This is a genomic window from Pedobacter sp. ASV1-7 (assembly GCF_040203335.1).
GTDB lineage: Bacteria > Bacteroidota > Bacteroidia > Sphingobacteriales > Sphingobacteriaceae > Pedobacter.
This window is the reverse complement of sequence record NZ_JBEHBV010000009.1, coordinates 79,811-98,400: the sequence shown is the minus strand read 5'-3', so window position 1 is coordinate 98,400 and position 18,590 is coordinate 79,811. Positions and strand designations below refer to the sequence as shown.

The window sequence follows — 18,590 nt, the reverse complement described above, 5'->3', positions numbered from 1 at the left end:
TCTTAAATATTTTGTTGAATATTGATGCCCCCGCCTAAACAGGGGCGCTGGCATATTTAAGCAGGAATAAGGTTAACGATGTCAGTTTCGACCTCTTCGAGTTTTTCGCTGCACAGGCTGTTCACCTGCTCGGCCACCCCTTTAATAATGGTTGGGTTTTTAGTGGTAAAGGTTTTACCGTTGTCATCTTTGATGGTCAATAAACAGCCCTGATAATAATTCCCGTCAGTTTCGTCCGCATTATCCTTTAAAACCAATTCGAATTCTTCCAGCGTGGTAATGATGTTTTTTAAATTGTCCCTGTGTCTGATCTTACGTGCCAAATCATCCCCGAGTTTAATATGGCGTTCCAGTATCGCCCTTTGTTCAGCGATCTTCTCCGCAATACTGGCTTTGATCTCCATTTTAGACGGTTCAATCTTCGGCTTTTCAGCTTCCTGACCAGCATCAACAAAACCACTTTTTACACTTTCCGATTTTGGTTCTTTGTCCGTGTCCCCCTTTTGAGATACCGCATTTACCGGGTTACCTGCTACAAACTGAGGGGCTTTTTTGTCAGCCAGTGCGTTAGTTCCTTTAACCTCCGCACCTGTTTTTACTTTAGTTTCCATTTTCTATGGGTTTTAGATTTTCCAACCTGCCTACTACCCTTCGGCAGGAGCCTGTTCTGGCTTTTTGTTAAGCACCCTCACCTGATTTAGCAGGGATTACAGGCAAGGCTTTTGGAAAAAAAATACTACCCTGGGCGAAGCGCAGGTGTGGAGATTATTTTTTCAAAACCAGCGGAGCAAAGCGGAGCCGCCTTGACTAGGTAAGCCCTGCGAATCAGAAATTTCGACACAAACAGCCTAATACTTACCGACTAAATAATCTTAAAAAACCTTCGAAAAATGATGTAAAAAAGTAACAGACTAGCTATACTCAAAAAAATCTCCCGGCTCCTGTCCAGGTGGACGGTAGATGTATACAGGTTTATAGGTAGGCGCAGATTCCGGGGATAGCCGCGTTGCCAACTCCAATGCAGCCAGCACATTGCAGGATTTAGCGATCCCCATACCCTTGAACCTGCAAAGCTGCTCCAGCGTCATGCCTTTCAGATCAGGCAGGTCTGCCCCCTGCCCCGCCAGTATACGCTGGGCAAGTACAATTGAAGATTCATTTGGGGTACCCGAACCGATCAGTATCGCCAGTAGCTCTGCATCATCCAGATGAGCGGCACCCAAGGCCATCAGCCTTTCCCTAGGCCGGTCTTCAGGCGCCATCCCTTTGATCCCCTTTGCGGCTTTTGCCTCGGCATGGATCTCTTTCATCCCTTTATAATCTGCACCATACCAGGCTGCGCTTTGAAACAACGAAGAGAAAGCCTGAATAAATTCAGCAAACTGATTTTCAAAAACAATCACCTCCCAGCGCTTATAACTACCATCGGATTGCTGCTCACTACGGGTAATCTGTATATAATTACTATTGTTCTCTGCACGCTTAAAATCCAGGAAATAATGCCTGTTTCTAAGCGAAAATGATTCCGAGGCTAAAACTTGTCTTTTCATAACTTTAAGAATTGGTGTTCAGCAAAGTTGAATATGACAAGAGCAAATAGTCGGTACGAAAGTTGCTTATTCGTATTATCCGGATATAAACCGGATATTAGACTAGTTATCAACTTATTAAAATCAAATTTTATGTTTGAGGAAAAACCGGATGAGCTAAAAAAGCTTTGCCACTTTTGTGAAAAGCCGCTTGAAGGGCGAGCTGATCAGAGATATTGCAATGACGATTGCCGAAGTGCCGCCCGGAGATTTCGAAAAAAGAGAGAAAAGTGGGATGAACCAGATTATATACCTAAAATCCATCGGATTCTACAACGTAATTACCAAATCATCGAAAACCAGCTTAGACACGAAAACCCCGTAACCGTCAGTAAATCCTTACTGCTGGAGCTTGGGTTTGATTTCAGGTTTTTTACAAGTAACCTGCAAACCAAAAGCGGAATCTACTACTTCTGTTATGCCTTCGGCTGGAAATCTCTGGAAAATGGGAAGATTTTATTGGTAGAGAATTTCGATCAGGTTGATATTTAGTTGTTATAGCAAACTTCCGAAAATGTATTTCTTAGGTACAAAGATTGAGGATTAAAAAAACAAGAGTTGTAAATAAATCTACTTTAAATTTTCGTTTTTTAAAATAGTTATCCTACTGGAGATTCCGTGCCGTTTGATCACCTCATTCCGAAATTAATAAACAGACTATTCGCAAAAATTTGACCACTCGAAATGTGTGTTAAAGCATTAATAGTTCCGATTATTCTTATTCATCATAATACAGAGTTCTGATCTAAATGGCACGGAATCAAATGGTCTGAGGTAACGGAATCTCCAATTTATCGACATTTAACTTTGAAGGACCAGCATTTTTTAGCTTTTCAAGCTCATCCATAGCAGAGGAACAAAGCTTGTCAACATTCTCCGGGGCGCAGAATTTAAACGAACAGTAATGCTTTATGGCAACATAAGTCCTAAACGAACCTGAGAGTTCTGTTATTAAAAGGACTTTTATGATCATTAACATCACCATTCGCTGGGAGATCTTCTCAAGAAAAAAGCAGCGAATCTTTCAGCAGCAATGCCAATTAATGGACTAGACATAACACCTACAGAAAACTTATTACTAGCGTCCCCGACTATCCAGTAAACATCGGAATACCTTCTGAAAGACGAATTAATCTGAATGCGGAAGCTTGAACCAAAACGTCGTACCTACACCTTCAATACTATCCACGCCAATCTGTCCCCCGTGTCGCTGAATAATGTCTGCACTAATATATAAACCCAATCCTAAACCAGATACCTGTAACCCGGTTTCATCCGCCCTAAAATAACGGTCGAACAAATGGGGCAGTTTATTGACCGGAATTCCAGGACCGGTGTCTCTCAACGATAATTTTACCGAATCTCCCAGGTTTTCAATTGTCAGAAAGATCTCCTTGCTGTTTGGCGCATATTTAACTGCGTTTGTTATAAAATTATTAATCACCTGCTCGATACGGTGTTCGTCTGCTATGATTTGCAGCCCCTTCATACCTGCAACCACCAACTCATGCTTTCCAAGCTGCGATACATGCGAGCAGCAATCGTCAATCAACTGATCAATGCTGAATTTCTTTTTATTCAGTATGACCTGCCCTTCCTTGATTTTCGTCACGTTCAACAAATCATCGACCAGTTCTGTGATCTTCTCCATGCTCCTGCTACACTGCTCCACCAGTTTCGGTAATATGGCTGTCGGATTGGCCTTCATTCTTTCTAAAAGTTGTAAAGAGGCTTTCAAGCTAGTAATTGGAGTTTTAAGTTCATGACTGGCAATCGAAATAAAGTCATCTTTCTGCTGTTGAAGACGCTTAAACTCCGTAATATCGATCACTGTACCAAGTAATTTTTTAAGTTTACCCTCGCTATCATAATGCACATTCCCTTGCACACGTACCCATTTTAAGGAATTATCCGGAAGCAAAAGCCGCGTTTCATAAAACAGTTTACCGGTTTTACTCGCTACAGCATGTGCCTGTTCGCTCAGTCCGGCATCCAAGGGATGATATGTAGCCAAAACCTTTTCCCGGGAAACCGGACTCTCGACGCCAAAGATCTCGTTAAAACGCTCAGAGGTGGTAAGGCACTGGTCAATATAACTTAATTCATACGTACCAATCTCCGCCGCTTCAATTGCAAGACGGCTGCGCTCTTCCACATCTTCGATTTTCCGGCGGGCAATGACCTTATCTGTCACATCATTCCCAACTACCATAATCGAAGTCACCCGCCCTTTACTATCCGTAACCGGCTCGTATACGAAATCAACAAATACAGTTTCATCAATGCCATTACGAACCAATACCAATTCGTGCTCTCGGGCATGAAAAGCCACACCTGTAGCAATAACCTGTTGCATCACCGGCGCATACACCTCTGCAGCTTCGGCTACCGCCTCCCAGATCGTATGCGCTTCTAGCTGCTCACTGGTTTTGCCCACCAGTTTTAAATATTCATGATTAACTTCGGTGATCATCAAGTCCTCCGCGCGAATGATGCAAATGGCGACAGGAGCTTGTTTAATCAGGTTTCGAAACCTTGATTCACTGATAAACAATTCATCATAAGAGGCAGCAAGTTCCTCATTTGTCTTTGCCAGCTCCTCGTTAAGTGCAGTAAACTCCTCATTGGAAGCAGCCAGTTCTTCATTCATATCCTGGAGGTTCACCTCATCCAGCTTCCGCTGTGTGATATCTACGCAAGAGCTGATGTAACCGGCAAATGTCCCGTCTGAAAGAAATCTCGGAGTACCCTTTTTTAACAGCCAGTGGTAAGCTCCATCCGCTGCCAAGAGTCGCAGCTCATCGGTATAAGACACTCGCTTTTCAAATGCGTCCTGATGAAGCTCAAGAAATTTTGATCTATCCTGTTCATGAATCAGATCATACCATCCGTTTTCGTTGAGCTCATCTGATGCCCTTCCGCTGAGTATTGACCAGGCCTTGTTGAAATAAAACCGTTTGGCATTTTGATCGCTCACAGCCACCAGTATATCAGTGTTATCTGCCATCGACCTGAAACGCTCCTCGCTTTCAGTAAACGCTTTAACACGATCCTGAACTATCGATTCCAAATCCTGATTCAGCCGCGCCAGGTCTTCCCGGCTGGCCTGAAGTTCTTCGTTAATGGCATTGAGTTCTTCGTTTGATGCCGCAAGTTCCTCATTGAGGGCCTGTTCGCGAATGAGCAGATCACGGTTCTGGGCTGCCATTTCTAGTTCTCGCCTACTCAGATAACGCTCAGTCACATCCGTAGCCGTATGCAAAATCCCGGTAATCTTGCCCAGTTCATCCTTTACAGCTCTATATTCAAAGTCGAAATAAAAAGTTTTGAGCTCGCCATCAATGGAAAGTTCTGCGGGTGTATCATTTCCCGAAATCGTTATTCCCTCACGCCATACCCTGGCGAACATCTCCACGAAAGGCTGATCCGAAAGTTCAGGCATAGCTTCCACCAGACTTTTACCGATAACTTCCCCACCCCTGCCCCAAATCCTCAACATGGGTTCATTGGCAAATTCAATCCGGGCCTCTTCACCGTGATGTACAGCTGTTGCTATATTAGTAAAGGAAAGTACATGGTTTAATTGCTCAGCATTCAGACGTGTCACTGGATCATTCATAACTAAATTTGATTTCGGCTGGCTAAAATAATAAATTGGACTGAAATAAATATCACACCAAAAGACAAATGTAGACGTGGTCATAAGTCAATGCGTTCCCACGGTAACACCTGATTTACCGATCTCAGTCTGGAGATTCCGTGCCATTTGATCACCTCATTCCGGATTTACAAAACAGACTATTCCGCAAAAAATTGGCCACTCCAAATTTGTCTTAAAGCATTAATAGTTCCGATTATTCTATATTCTTCACAATACAGAGTTCTGATCTAAATGGCACGGAATCAAATGCTCTGAGGTAACGGAATCTCCACCTAATCCACAAATACCATTCATCTTCCATAAACACTTAAATAAAGTCTTTTTAAGAATGGTTCAAAAGAACTCTCGGGGAATCAATTCCACGAGGCTTATCCATTTCTAAATGAACCCTGAGACTTTCTTCTCCAATTTTATCCAACAGCTTAGTTATTAGGTAATAGTTAATTACCGGTATCACCACATCCGAATATTCCCGTCTCCTGATCTGGACCGGAAAGACAACAAAACCTATCGCCTTGCTGGTATACCTTCGGTTTTAACTTTTCTACAGCTTCAGCATACTGGCCATAATCCACATCTATTTGACCCTGAGAGTCTATTGAATCATTTTCCATCACTTTATATTTTTTACATAACTATCCCAGGAAAGATCAGTTGATCATCCGCTACAGTAAGTTACCTGGGTATCTGCCTGCCAATTTCCTGCACCACATCATCAGCCATCAGGATATCCTGATGACCAGAAGTTTCATCATATTCATAAACCGGAAACCCGCCCGGTTGCAACTCATCAGCAGTTAAAGCCCGCCACGTTTCACCATCATTGCCTAAAAAAATCTCACCGATCAGTGCACCATGGTGTACAATTTTGTAAGTACCGGATTCCTGTGGGTGAATGTTCAGGTCAATCTGCTCGCCGCCGGCATTGATAATGATATTAAAAGGATCCATAAGTATTAATTTAAACAGGTTTATTATTAAAATAATCTTCCAACTGCTCGCCAAGCTGCGTTAACAACGCTTTGGCAGCCACCCCCTCGGCACACCAGAACTTACCGGTCTTCCCAGACTCCTGCCAGATCGTGCCCAGACCGGTATGCTGATCAAAAATGGCATATTTAGGCTCCTCCCGGTCAGGAATGACCAACAAAGGTTTTACCTTGCCCTCGATAGTAACCTGAATTTCGAAAGGCTCCCAGTCGTCTGCTATATTTCCCATATCTAGTCCTCTTTATCATCAAAATCTTGCGAAGAACTTCCCGTGTGACTCTCATCATCTTCCGGATTTTCTTTCGGTTTCTCCGAAGAGCCTGTATAGGCATCATCACTCAGCGAATCATACCCTTGTGTTCCTGTATTGTCTAATCCATCCCTGGGACTTACCGGAGTGGATGGTGTTATTGGTTTCTTAGCCATGTCCATCTTTTTTAAGTTTAACTATCCATAGGATGATGATTAGAACCAGGATTCGTTCCCATCCAGTTCTCCAAGTCCCTTAGCTCCGCGCTCAGTACCTCGCCCATCCTGCCTTTCAGCTGATTCGTAATCTTGCCGCTGAGCATCAGCATCATCACTATCTTCCTGCTTTTCCCCTGATACAAATCCAGGATCTACAGCGCTATTTTCAAACTTGGCATCTTTATTAATGATCGCCGACTGATCCGGATCTTCCGGCAATTCTTCCTTACTACTGCTCATGATATCTCTATTAATTTTTATATAAATCCAACCATTATTCCTCATCCCCAGCTGGCTTCTGCTGCTCAGCTATCTGATGGGCAAGCGAACTGTCAGGCATAAGGTTGCCCATTGCCACCTGCACTTTATTTTTCAGTCCGGAAACCACTTTATCTTTACCTGCCATTAAGGCTTCATAACCATCTCTGGCCACATCGGCAGGATCCGCCATGGCCGACTTATCCTGAACAGCCTTACTTTCCAGCATGTCCGCTTTGTTGAAGAAATCTGTATCTGTCACCCCAGGCATTAGCGCAGTGACGCTGATACCAGTATCTTTCAGTTCCTCCCTGATGGCCTCTGTAAAAGAAAGTACGAAAGCTTTGGTGCCATGATAAACCGACTGCCATGGCCCCGGGCTTTTACTGGCAATGGATGCCACATTCAAAATCTTACCGGAATTTCTGGTCAACATCTCCTTTAAAAACAACTTAGTGAGGATCACCAGTGAAGAAACATTCAGATCGATGATGTCCAGTTCCCGGTCAATATCGGTTTCACTAAATAAGCCATACACGCCTTGTCCAGCATCATTCACCAGCACCTCTATGGGAATTTTTAAAGATTTTACTTCTTCATAAACAGCAAAAGCATTTCCCGGATCAAACAGATCCTGTGCGATATAGCGCACATCAATGCCATGGATTTTAAATTCAACTGCTTTTTTCTCCAGTTCCTGCTCGTCCCGGGCAACAATAACCAGGTTATACCCATCAGCTGCAAATAGCTTCGCCAGCTCATAACCAATCCCACTGGTTGCGCCAGTAATCAGTGCGTATTTACTTAAAATATTCATCACAAATCAATTAAGGTTTTAAAACAACTTTTACACAATCATCCGCTTTTTCATCAAAGAGTTTGTAACCCTGCGCCACCTCGCTTAAAGGAAGGCTATGGGTGATGATATCCTCCAGCACTACTTTTTCTTCCCTGACCAGCATGATCAAATGATCGATATAATTCAATACCGGAGCCTGTCCTTGTTTAATGGTAATGCCCTTATCAAAGATTCTGAACAGCGGGAAATTATCATAAGGACTTCCATAGACCCCCAGTATGGATACAGTTCCGCTACGACGAACCGCTTCGAAACACATCTCCAGGACCTTCATACTGCCTTTTTCAAAATTAATCGTTGCCTTTACTTTATCCATGAAACTGCGTTCAGGTTCAAATCCCACTGCATCAATGCAAACATCCGCACCTCTTCCCTGGGTCATTTCACGAATCGCTTCCACTACATCGACTTTATGCGGATTTAGGGTATCAACTTTGTTCACCGCCTTTGCTTTTTCCAGTCGATAATCTAATGGATCAATGGCAATTACCCGCCCCGCTCCATTTAACCAAGCCGCTTTCTGTGCCATCAATCCAACAGGGCCAGATCCAAATATGGCTACGACCTCCCCCCCCTTGAGTTGTGCCCAGTCTACACCCGACCATCCTGTAGGAAAAATATCGGTTAGGAAAAGTGCCTGCTCATCGGTTAAGTTATCCGGAATGATCCTCGGACTAACATCCGCATAGGGAACCCGGACATATTCCGCCTGTCCACCTGAATACCCACCATACAAATCTGTATAACCAAACAAAGCCGCTCCTTTCTGGTCCATCAAATCCCCATTGGGACCATAATGTTTGTAATTGGAGTTTTCGCAGGCTGGAGAAGCACCATGGTTACAGAAGAAACATTGCCCACAGGCAATAGGAAAAGGCACAATTACGCGGTCTCCCTTTTTCAGGTTCCGAACTTCTGCACCAACTTCTTCTACGATCCCCATAAACTCATGCCCCATCACCATATCTGTAGTTTGCGGAACCGCCCCGCTTAAGATATGCAGGTCAGAACCGCATATCGCTGTGCTGGTGACTTTTAAAATGACATCGGTGGCCAGCTCGATCCTGGGATCTGCGACTGTAGTGTAACTGATGTCTCCCGGTTTGTGAAATACTGCTGCTTTCATAGTAGATGTTCTTATTAGCGTAATTTCAACACACTGAAATACAGATTGTTTCATAAAAATCATTTTAATATTTTATGAAACAAAACCTTAAGCGCGGCTGTTATACCCCCTGTGACGGAACAACTATAGTGTCCGGAACACCTTAATTTTAACAAAAACACCATGCCAGAAGGAACAGTAAAATTTTTTAATGAGTCAAAAGGATTTGGCTTTATTATACCCAGCAACGGGGATCCAGAGTTATTCGTACACGTCAGCGCGCTAAGCGCTCCTATAAGAGAAAACGACCGGGTCAGTTATGAAATCGAAAACGGTAAGAAAGGCCTCAACGCCACTAAAGTAAAAAAGATCTGACTATGCTGACCGTTATTCAAAACCTACCCGACCATATACTGGGAGTCCGCGCAAGCGGAGAGGTCACCAAAGATGACCTTAAAAATGTATTACTGCCTGGGCTGGAATCCCTGAGCGAACGCTACAAGGAAATTTATTACCTGCTTGTACTGGAAACAGATGTACAGAATTTCACCGCCGGAGCCTGGATACAGGATCTGATTGCCGGAATCAAACATTTCACAGACTGGAAAAAAATGGCCATCGTAACCGATCAGAAAGCAGTTGAAAAATTCACCGATATTTTCAGTTACATCAGTCCCGGAGAAGCAAAAGGATTCGAGTTAAACGACCTTCAAGCAGCCATAGATTGGCTAAGCATTAAATCCTGAACAACATCATCAAGTTTAAAAATCTTTTGCTGGAGTAGCAGGCTCCATAACCCTGGTAAAAAATCCTAAATTCAAATACACACCTTACCGCAACTCTATTTTAGAACACCTGATAACGATCGAATCCTGTTTAAAGATCTTCAATAACCGCAACTTCAACTTGTCCCAAAATTCGGCATCTATTTCAGCGCACATCACTTCGAACACCAAAAGCTCATCTTGCTCAGTCTTACCCTGGTCAGGTTTCCAGAGACCCTTCACCGGGTTTCTGGAATACTCAGATAAGCCTCCAAACTTCGCCGTTAGCTCCCGGCGAAGTTCAGCATATATTTTTTCAGCAAACACCTCACCTTTAGCATCACGCAAAGGCAGAAAAATTTCCACAAGCCTGTTCATAGGCAAATCCACACGACTTTTTTCAATCAGCTGGAAAGCTTTGCCCGCACCATACTTTTCCAGCACACTGAACTTCTTACCAGCCTGCTGGTTGTAACTGGTAAAAAAAGCGATGGCCTGGTCCACAATCGTTTTGGAAAGATCACCCAGGGAAGTCACATCCGCGTAACGCTGGGAAACTTCTGGAACCGCGATCAGCCTATCGTTGCGCATACGTTTTCCATTACGTTCTTGCTGAACAACCTTAAACGCACCAATGATCCTGCAATCCATTACGCAACCCGAAAAAGCTGTAACTTCAGACACGATCAAGACATCCAGCGGATCACCATCTCCTCCAGCCGTCCCTGGAATAAAGCCGAAATCAAATGGAAATACCAGACCTAGCGGCATCACCTTTTTGAGCTTCATCTTTCCCGTCTGCGGATCATAGTCATACTTCTGACCGCTTCCCTTGGGCGTTTCAATGATTACGGTAACTGATTCCATGCTATTTCAATGCAGCATTGATCTGGGTTGCCATCTGATGGTGTTTTTCCAAAACCGGAAGCGTACGGGCAGCAAAATCCTTAATCTCCACTCTTAAACTACTTGCAGATCTAAACAAATCAAGGGTTTTTACATGGTCATTCACCATCATATCCATATAATGCTGATCAAACGCTTTTCCGCTTAGTTTCTTCATCTTATCCATATGCATTTTTACATCCGCTGGATAGCTCGCAGGCAACAAATGCTCCAGCTTGGCCGCCACAGCTTTCAAATCGGTCCCAGCTTTAGTATGATCAGCAACCATTTGAGCGGCAAATTTCTTAACCTGAGCATTGGAAGACTTTTCAAGTGCCAGTTTACCCAGATCAACTTCCATCATCCCACCAACAGCAGCGGTATCCATAAAAGCCGCACCATCACCATCCACCTTACTCATATGGGTTATATCCCTAGGGGCATCTGAACTGTCAGCCCTACGCAAAGAATCGCTCCCAACCGGAGCACTGTCCAGTTGCGCACTACCACTTCTGTCTGTATTCTGACAAGCCGTAAGCCCCGCAAGAATCACCAGGGCAGCAGAAAATTTTAACATACTTTTAGTTTTCATAGTCTTGAGGATTAGATATATAATAGACAAAAACATTAACCACTGTAGCAGCAAAAAGTTTTAAATCCCAACCTAAAAAGTAACAAACAAAAACAAAACAATCCTGTGCCACCAATGTTAATCACATACATTAGCATTACACGCAGCTATAGTTCTCAGCAAAAATTATCCTTTTTAAAAAAGTTTAAACAATTTTTTAAGATTGCTGGTTATTTCCCCGCAGTTAATTGTAATGCAGCACTGAAATCAAGAACATTTAACTATTGAAAAACTAAAATTATGGCAACTACAACAAAAACCGGCGCAAAGACCGCCACAAAATCGAACACAAAATCAAAAACAGGCAAAATGGAAAATTCAGAATTCCATGAATTCTTCGTGGACGAACTGAAAGACATCTACTGGGCAGAAAAACACCTTTCCAAAGCCCTTCCTAAAATGAAAAAAGCAGCAACCAGTCCGGAACTGGCAGCCGCCTTTGAAAAACATACAGAAGAAACCAATAACCACATCGCCACCCTGGAACAGGTTTTTCAGCTATTGGATGAAAAAGCTCAGGCCAAAAAATGCGATGCCATGGAAGGATTGCTGAAAGAAGCCGAAGGTGTAATCGAAGATACCGAAGCTGATACCATGATCCGTGACGCGGGACTTATACTTGCCGCTCAAAAGGTAGAGCACTACGAAATTGCAACCTACGGCACACTAGTAGTGTTCGCCCAAAACATGGGACATAACGATGTAGCCGAACTGCTTCAGTTTACGCTGGACAACGAAAAAGCAACCGACGTAGCCCTCACTGAAATTGCAGTCAGCTCAATCAACGAGCAGGCGGCAGCTGAGTAAACAAGCCTAAGCTTTCCTACCCCTTAGTCCAGTGCTATTGGGTAGGAAAGCCCTGCTTATATCAACCAAAATAGCACATGCCTATGGAATCCATTCAAATACTGGGACTTGCAGCGGGCATCTGTACCTCATCCTCGGTGATACCACAACTGGTTAAAACCATACAGGAGAAAAAAGCGTCCGATGTATCCTGGATCATGTTCATTGTATTGATCGTTGGAAACTCCCTATGGATTTACTACGGTTGTTCCAAATCGGATATTCCGATCATCTCCACCAACATATTTTCCTCGCTGCTCAATACAGCCATGCTGTTTTGCAAGTGGAAATACCGGAGAAAAAACAACTAAAACCTAAACAGCCACAAAATGTTATACGTTTCTAAAAACTACAAGTATGGAAAATCAAGATCAGTTACCAGAAGAAGAAATTATAAACCCTGAAGAGTTTGAGGTGGGGCGTAATCCTGAAGACCAGGACGATGAAGAAAAGCAAAACGGAACAGCCGATACTGAACAGGTCGGTTATACACCAGGCGAAACAGAATTTGCAGACGGAGAAGGCACACGTCTTGACCAGGAAAGTGAAGAACTGGAAAACGATGAAGAAACTGAAGATTTGGATGATCAGGAGAACGATCCTGAGATCGATCCGGATTCAGGTTCCTCAAGCGACCTGGAAGATGCAGATTATGAGAACCCCGAAGACGATCCTGCCTAAGACATTTTTCACTGTTTAACCAATACGCAGAAAGTTATAATCTAATTTAAAGCTTATGATGAATGCAGTATCACCATGGGCCGTGTCGGCATACGCTGAACTGGCCGGTAACTCATCCATACTATTTGAACATCATGCAGATCCTTGTAGTTTTAAAGTGATCGCCAGCAGCGATTCAATATGGATCCAAACTGAACTTTGCAGTGGCGGACGCGTTGCCTTCCGGGCAGCTTATAGTCCAGGAAAAGATCTGGAAGTTGTAAAAAGCAGAGACACGCATCAGCAAGGCATAACGCTAATACTGAATTCAGCTATCGGTAGACAACACATCACTATCTCCGTTGATCAGACGGAAAAATCACCGGTACTTCGCTATACCACAAGCTTAACCCCGGCTAAAGAAATGATCATGCCCAGCTGGCCAAAGGACATTTTGTTTAACGGAAACAACAACAACCCTAAACAAACCCAGGGAAAAATCCATGCCAGCCAGTTTGGTACCCGCACAGGATTTCTTTACCTGAGCCAGACCAGGCCGGAATCAGCTACACTACTTTACCTTCAAAACCTGACCGCCCTGTCAGCATATTGCGATCAAACTGAAACCTCCCTGGGAGATACGGTAGGCGGAGCATGGCCAGAACTTGGCTTTTCCCTCCCAGCGTCCAACAAACCATTGAAAGCAGGAAAGGAAATCATCCTTTCAGATGCCTTCATCGCTTTCAGTGAAGAAGTACCGGAAAAAGAGCCGGACATGATACGACTCTACCTGGATTTGCTGGCCAGGATATACCTGCTCCTCCCTAAACCCGAGACGGCATACAAACATTGGCCCGACATCCTTGACAAAGGTCTCAAAGACCTGATCGACAGCCCCGGCTGCTGGTCACAGGTAGCAGGACACAAATACTTCAACGCATACGTGAGCGACTATGAGACCCCACCCGAGATTATGGTACAGCTCGCCGTTTTGCTTCCTCTGCTGGACTATGTAGAATGGAGTAAAAAAGAGCTGGAAGTTATGAAAACCATAAAGGCAGGCCTGCCTTCATTTTATGACGAAAAACTAGGCACCATCATGCGCTGGCTACCTGCCGCAGAAGATAAACTTAAAGGCGAAGAAGAACAAAAAGTACCAAAGGTTATGGATTCCTGGTACCTGCACCATCCACTACTCAACCTTTCCAGACTTGCCTTAAAAGGCGATCAAACAGCGAAAAAACTATTCCTGGATTCAATTGACTTTGCCATTAAAGTAGCTCATCACTTTAAATACAAATGGCCCGTATTTTATAAAATGGACACCTTAGAGGTGATCAAAGCAGAAACCGCTGAAGGAAAAGGCGGAGAAAAAGATGTGGCAGGAATTTATGCGCATGTCATGCTTCAGGCCTGGGAACTGACTGGCGAACAGCGTTATATAAACGAAGCCGAGAAAGCCGCGAAAACACTCCAAGGCCTGGGTTTTGAAATCTTCTACCAGGCCAACAATACCGCATTCTCATCAGGAGCATTACTCCGGCTGTATAAAATCACCAAAAATGAATTGTACCTGCAATTGAGCTACATGTGTCTGGCCGCAATATTCCGGAACGTGCAACTCTGGGACTGCAACTATGGCTATGGCAAGAATTTTCCGAAATTCTTTTCCCTCTATCCATTGAACGATGCCCCTTACACGGCAGTTTATGAAGAACAGGAAGTTTTCTGTGCTTTCCACGATTACCTCAAGCATGCCCAGGACCTAGACATCCTGCCATCAGTAAAGCTACTCATTGCCGAATACATTCGCTACCTGGTAGATCGCGCAGTTTACTATTATCCTACCATGCTCCCGGCCGAAATGCTGGAAGAAAAACCCAAGATCGGAGAAGTTGATCCCAAGCTCTGGATTGCACTGGAAGACCTGCAGGACGGATGGCTGAAGTCCGGCACTGTCGGCCAGGAAGTATACGGAGCAGGTAACGCATTCGGAATCTTGCCACGACATTACCTCCAGATTCCCGGCGAACCTTTCATGATCTATACCGATTACCCTACCTCAGGATTTAACGCAAGAAAGGGCAAAAACATCAGCTTTAAAATATTGGGGGATGAAAGGATCAACTGCCGGATGATGCTGGTGAAAACAGCGCGAAAAAAAATCCCGCAGTTCGAGGTATTGATCAAAGGAAAAAAAGAACCGCTGAAAGCCAAACCGGTCAACAATGGTAACCTGGAATACATCATTCCCGGTGACAGTATCATCACCATTAACACGCATTCCTGACTAAAACGATAAAACTATGGACTCATTAACCGCATACCTTCCTAGATCCGTTAAAGGAAAAAGAATACTCATCACCGGCGGAACAACCGGCATCGGGCGCGCAACAGCGATCCTGCTTGCTTCACAAGGCGCCAGGATCATGATCTTCGGCCGTCACAGGCAGCCCCTTGATGAAACAATGGAAGCCATCAGAAGACTCGATCAAGAAACGGAATGCTTCGGTATGATTGCCGATGTGGCGGATCAACAAGACATCAGCAGGATATTTGATATGATAGACAGCCAGTTCAAAGGCCTGGATATCCTGATCAATAACGCCGCCTTACCCTATGAAAGCATCATGGATGGTACATACGCAGACTGGCAATACATCATCAACACCAACTTGCTGGGGTATATGGCCTGCTGTAATGAAGCTGTAAAACGCATGAAAAAAAACACTTCCAGCCACATTGTAAACATCGGCTCCATCAGTGCCGATGAGCGCGGCAAAGACAGCTCGGTATACGTCGCTACCAAAGCGGGGATCCAGGGCTTCAACGAAGCACTCAGAAAAGAAGTGAATACACTAGGCATCAAGGTGAGCCTGATCGAACCCGGACTGGTCGGATCGGATATGATCAAAGAAGATTCAGATGAACAGCGTAAAAAAATAGCAGCCATGGAAATGCTCAAAGCTGAAGACATCGCTATGAGCGTATTGTATTGCCTCTCCCAGCCTCAGCGATGCGATGTCATTACCTTACAGATCAGACCTCACCTGCAAATCATCTAATCATGAAACCAAACCAAAAAAAATACAGCTACTTATACAGGAATGGACTGACCATCGTTTTCCTCACGCTCTTTATCGCAACCCTAGCCGCACAGGCACTTACCGGCTGGAAAAAACACAACCAGGATCTACAGGAAGACCACGCAGCAGAAATCGGACTAGCCACTTACCTGCAAAGTGGGCACTTCATTTCCGCCACCTTCGAAAACTTCGAAAGCGAATTCCTACAAATGGCCTTGTACGTTTTACTGACTGTATCCTTACGCCAGATCGGTTCAGCAGAATCCAAAAGCCTGGATAAACCCGAAGAAGTAGACCGGGAACCCAAGCCATCAAAAGACGCACCCTGGGCAGTACAAAAAGGCGGATGGATCCTCAAACTGTACAGCAATTCACTTTCCATTTGTTTCGCGATCCTGTTCCTGCTGAGCTGGGCCATGCACCTGTATGGCAGCTGGCAGAACCACAACGTAGAGCAACTGGCCAAACACCTCCCAAAAGAAAGCGTAACCACTTACCTGGGGCAAGCAGAATTCTGGTTTGAAACCTTTCAAAACTGGCAAAGCGAATTCCTTTCGGTCGCTTCTATTGTGTTCCTAACCATTTACCTGCGACAAAAAGGCTCACCTGAATCCAAACCAGTTGATGCCCCGCATATGGAAACCGGGAAATAGCCCTTATAATGATTAACCCCAATTAAACTAATGAAAAAAGACATAGATGATACAGAGCTAAAACGATGCGGCAAGTTACTGATCAAACATCAGCTGACCATCGCCTTTGCCGAAAGTGCGACTGCTGGGCGTATCTCCGCTGCATTCGCCATGGTAGCTGATGCCGGTAAATTTCTCAAAGGAGGTATTGTCTGTTACGACGCAGATTTAAAATGCAGTCTCCTCGATGTTCCTAAACAACAGCTCAAAGAATTTACACCTGAATCCGAAACCGTCACCCTCGGCATTACCAAAGGACTCCAAAAACTCATCCCAGCCGACATACACATCGGCTGTACTGGCCTGACCGCACCCGGCGGAAGTGAAACCCCATGGAAACCCGTAGGCACCATATTCCTCCATGGACTCCACGGCCAGCAGCAAATACTTGAGGAAAGGATTGTTTTCCAGGGCGATCCTGAAGAGATCGTATCCCAGACTATCACCTTTCTTGCCAAACACCTGCATCAATACTTAAAAAACTTAAAATAAACTGCTTTACCCTCCATTTCACTACTCACAGCTACCTCAGGGCTGCTTATCATAGCTAATGATCACAGTTTCCAAATCAATAGTCGGAGGCCCGGTCAGCACTTTCCCTGAAATATCAAACCTTCCACCGTGACACGGACAGTCCCAGCTTTGCTCAGCCGCATTAAACTGAACGGTACAACCTGCATGTGTACAGGTAGGGTTTAGTGCGGTCACCTTTCCAGCAGCATCCTTATAAATCGTCAGCTTTTTCCCCTCAAAATCCACCAGCTTTCCCTCACCTGATTTAAGGTCTGTAAGCGCCTGCAAATTTGATGAAGAAAACCGGTCAGCAATAAAATGCCATGCTACATCCGCATTTTCCTTTACAAATTCAGTAAATCCAGCCACAGGCTTCACCCGCGAAGGCCTGAACAAACTGGCGTATTCATTTTCCTTACCCAAAACCAGATCTGAAATGATCTTTGCAGAAAGTGTTCCGAACATCATTCCATTACCATTAAAACCAGTAGCCACATAAGTCCCCTCAGCAGCACCTGGTAATTGTCCGATATAAGGCAATCCATCTATCGGCACATAGTACTGCGCCGACCACTCGTAAACCACCGATTCCACGGCATAGTATCGACCAGCATAATCCTTTAAACGTTGAAAGGCAGCTTCCGGATCATCGTGACCAGTTTTATGGTCTTCACCACCCGCAATTAAATAAGACTGTCCGTCAATTACATGGGTCCGGAAATAATGATAAGGTTCCTGCATATCGTAAGCCAGGCCATCAGGATAATTCCCATCTTTCAACTTCAGTCCTAATACATAACTGCGGTAAGGCGCATTCCTTAAACTCATTAGGTTTATCCCCGGCGGAATATGCGTAGCATAGACCATTTTTTTCGCGCGGATCGTCTCAGCATCAGATTTTGCTGCAAAGACCCCGTCTTCAAAACTGCTTTCCCTGATCCTAGTGTTTTCCAGCAATACACCACCCAGCTTAAGGAACTCTGCCAGCAGTCCATTAAGGTATTTCAGAGGATGAAACTGTCCCTGTCCCTTGAAACGGATCACCGAATCAAAAGGCACCAGCACCAGGTTTTCCTTTGCAGACTCCACAGCAATCCCTGCACGTTTAGCAGCTTCCAGGATTTTCTTCAACTGCTCGCTTTCTTTCTCATTCTCCGCATACAGCCAGGCCGCCTTAGATTCAAAATCACAATCTATGTTCAGCTCTTTCACAAAACCTTCGATCATACCCATCGCTTCTTTACCTCCTGCGGCCAGTAATTTAGCTGCCTGCTCCCCGAAATCACTTTCCACTTCCGGATAGGTCGCATCAAAAAAAGTATTCAAATGCGCAGAAGTGCCACCAGTTGTTCCAAAGCCGGCTTGCCGTGCCTCAGCAACAACACAGGAAAGTCCTGCACGCTGCAATAACAACGCTGTAGTAATCCCGGTAATACCCGCTCCTATGATCAGGCAATCGTACAACTTACCTGCCTGATTTCCAACTCCTCTTGATTGATTTCCAGTCCCCGTTGAGGCTTCCTCCCAGGGGCTCGTACTTATACTGTCTCTCAAAGCAGCATTCTGTTTACTATTTTCCATCT

23 protein-coding genes are annotated in these 18,590 nt (G+C 44.5%); 10 read left to right on the top strand and 13 right to left on the bottom strand.

Annotation, left to right across the window (positions count from 1 at the left end):
* Positions 1–56 precede the first annotated feature (56 nt).
* A complete protein-coding gene (locus tag ABDJ41_RS19100) occupies positions 57–611 on the bottom strand; it encodes a hypothetical protein (protein WP_349787700.1) in 555 nt (184 codons plus the stop codon).
* A 300-nt stretch (positions 612–911) separates the two neighbouring features.
* Positions 912–1,550 carry a UPF0758 domain-containing protein gene (locus ABDJ41_RS19095; RefSeq protein WP_349787699.1) on the bottom strand — a complete coding sequence of 213 codons (639 nt, stop codon included), beginning with the start codon at positions 1,548–1,550 and terminating at the stop codon, positions 912–914.
* 132 nt (positions 1,551–1,682) lie between these two features.
* Between ABDJ41_RS19095 and ABDJ41_RS19090 the strand changes: the two genes are divergently transcribed.
* The gene (locus ABDJ41_RS19090) at positions 1,683–2,081 is read left to right on the top strand and encodes a hypothetical protein (RefSeq protein WP_349787698.1); all 399 of its coding nucleotides are present in this window, start codon (positions 1,683–1,685) and stop codon (positions 2,079–2,081) included.
* 637 nt (positions 2,082–2,718) lie between these two features.
* Here the strand turns inward: ABDJ41_RS19090 and ABDJ41_RS19085 are convergent.
* The 8 genes from ABDJ41_RS19085 to ABDJ41_RS19050 form a co-directional block, all read right to left on the bottom strand.
* Positions 2,719–5,292, bottom strand: a complete 2,574-nt coding sequence (locus tag ABDJ41_RS19085) for a PAS domain S-box protein (RefSeq protein ID WP_349787697.1) — start codon at positions 5,290–5,292, stop codon at positions 2,719–2,721.
* Between the two features lie 398 nt (positions 5,293–5,690).
* Positions 5,691–5,864 (bottom strand): hypothetical protein, encoded by a 174-nt coding sequence (locus ABDJ41_RS19080; RefSeq protein ID WP_349787695.1) that lies wholly within the window; start codon positions 5,862–5,864, stop codon positions 5,691–5,693.
* Positions 5,865–5,925: 61 nt separating this feature from the next.
* A complete protein-coding gene (locus tag ABDJ41_RS19075) occupies positions 5,926–6,201 on the bottom strand; it encodes a hypothetical protein (RefSeq protein ID WP_349787694.1) in 276 nt (91 codons plus the stop codon).
* 10 nt (positions 6,202–6,211) lie between these two features.
* A complete protein-coding gene (locus tag ABDJ41_RS19070) occupies positions 6,212–6,469 on the bottom strand; it encodes a hypothetical protein (protein WP_349787693.1) in 258 nt (85 codons plus the stop codon).
* 2 nt (positions 6,470–6,471) lie between these two features.
* The gene (locus ABDJ41_RS19065) at positions 6,472–6,666 is read right to left on the bottom strand and encodes a hypothetical protein (RefSeq protein WP_349787692.1); all 195 of its coding nucleotides are present in this window, start codon (positions 6,664–6,666) and stop codon (positions 6,472–6,474) included.
* Between the two features lie 39 nt (positions 6,667–6,705).
* Positions 6,706–6,948: a hypothetical protein gene (locus ABDJ41_RS19060; protein WP_349787691.1), complete on the bottom strand. Its 243-nt coding sequence runs from the start codon at positions 6,946–6,948 to the stop codon at positions 6,706–6,708.
* A gap of 34 nt (positions 6,949–6,982) precedes the next feature.
* Entirely contained in the window at positions 6,983–7,783 is an 801-nt protein-coding gene (locus ABDJ41_RS19055; protein ID WP_349787690.1) for an SDR family NAD(P)-dependent oxidoreductase, read from the bottom strand.
* Between the two features lie 10 nt (positions 7,784–7,793).
* Complete coding sequence (locus ABDJ41_RS19050) at positions 7,794–9,005, bottom strand: zinc-dependent alcohol dehydrogenase (protein WP_349787689.1); 1,212 nt, start codon at positions 9,003–9,005, stop codon at positions 7,794–7,796.
* Between the two features lie 108 nt (positions 9,006–9,113).
* On the opposite strand from ABDJ41_RS19050, the gene ABDJ41_RS19045 reads away from it, so the two are divergent.
* Together ABDJ41_RS19045 and ABDJ41_RS19040 are read left to right on the top strand one after the other, a co-directional pair.
* Positions 9,114–9,305 (top strand): cold-shock protein, encoded by a 192-nt coding sequence (locus ABDJ41_RS19045; protein WP_349787688.1) that lies wholly within the window; start codon positions 9,114–9,116, stop codon positions 9,303–9,305.
* Positions 9,306–9,307: 2 nt separating this feature from the next.
* Positions 9,308–9,676, top strand: coding sequence for a SpoIIAA family protein (locus ABDJ41_RS19040; RefSeq protein ID WP_349787687.1), 369 nt, complete (start codon positions 9,308–9,310; stop codon positions 9,674–9,676).
* 84 nt (positions 9,677–9,760) lie between these two features.
* Here ABDJ41_RS19040 and ABDJ41_RS19035 read toward each other — a convergent pair whose 3' ends face one another.
* A complete protein-coding gene (locus ABDJ41_RS19035) occupies positions 9,761–10,561 on the bottom strand; it encodes an inorganic diphosphatase (protein ID WP_349787686.1) in 801 nt (266 codons plus the stop codon).
* A 1-nt stretch (position 10,562) separates the two neighbouring features.
* Positions 10,563–11,171 carry a DUF4142 domain-containing protein gene (locus ABDJ41_RS19030; RefSeq protein WP_349787684.1) on the bottom strand — a complete coding sequence of 203 codons (609 nt, stop codon included), beginning with the start codon at positions 11,169–11,171 and terminating at the stop codon, positions 10,563–10,565.
* Positions 11,172–11,450: 279 nt separating this feature from the next.
* Between ABDJ41_RS19030 and ABDJ41_RS19025 the strand changes: the two genes are divergently transcribed.
* The 7 genes from ABDJ41_RS19025 (at position 11,451) to ABDJ41_RS19000 (ending at position 16,986) form a co-directional block, all read left to right on the top strand.
* On the top strand, positions 11,451–12,017 hold the full coding sequence (locus tag ABDJ41_RS19025) for a YciE/YciF ferroxidase family protein (protein WP_349787683.1): 567 nt from the start codon (positions 11,451–11,453) through the stop codon (positions 12,015–12,017).
* A 77-nt stretch (positions 12,018–12,094) separates the two neighbouring features.
* Positions 12,095–12,367 (top strand): SemiSWEET family sugar transporter, encoded by a 273-nt coding sequence (locus ABDJ41_RS23020; protein ID WP_502930346.1) that lies wholly within the window; start codon positions 12,095–12,097, stop codon positions 12,365–12,367.
* 46 nt (positions 12,368–12,413) lie between these two features.
* Positions 12,414–12,737 carry a hypothetical protein gene (locus ABDJ41_RS19020; protein WP_349787682.1) on the top strand — a complete coding sequence of 108 codons (324 nt, stop codon included), beginning with the start codon at positions 12,414–12,416 and terminating at the stop codon, positions 12,735–12,737.
* Positions 12,738–12,792: 55 nt separating this feature from the next.
* Positions 12,793–15,006, top strand: a complete 2,214-nt coding sequence (locus ABDJ41_RS19015; RefSeq protein WP_349787681.1) for a glycoside hydrolase family 88 protein — start codon at positions 12,793–12,795, stop codon at positions 15,004–15,006.
* A 16-nt stretch (positions 15,007–15,022) separates the two neighbouring features.
* Positions 15,023–15,781, top strand: coding sequence for an SDR family oxidoreductase (locus tag ABDJ41_RS19010; RefSeq protein WP_349787680.1), 759 nt, complete (start codon positions 15,023–15,025; stop codon positions 15,779–15,781).
* A 2-nt stretch (positions 15,782–15,783) separates the two neighbouring features.
* Complete coding sequence (locus ABDJ41_RS19005) at positions 15,784–16,455, top strand: DUF6766 family protein (protein WP_349787679.1); 672 nt, start codon at positions 15,784–15,786, stop codon at positions 16,453–16,455.
* Between the two features lie 30 nt (positions 16,456–16,485).
* On the top strand, positions 16,486–16,986 hold the full coding sequence (locus ABDJ41_RS19000; protein ID WP_349787678.1) for a CinA family protein: 501 nt from the start codon (positions 16,486–16,488) through the stop codon (positions 16,984–16,986).
* Between the two features lie 36 nt (positions 16,987–17,022).
* On the opposite strand, the gene ABDJ41_RS18995 is transcribed toward ABDJ41_RS19000, so the two are convergent.
* Positions 17,023–18,588, bottom strand: a complete 1,566-nt coding sequence (locus ABDJ41_RS18995) for an FAD-dependent oxidoreductase (protein ID WP_349787677.1) — start codon at positions 18,586–18,588, stop codon at positions 17,023–17,025.
* Between the last annotated feature and the right edge of the window lie 2 nt (positions 18,589–18,590).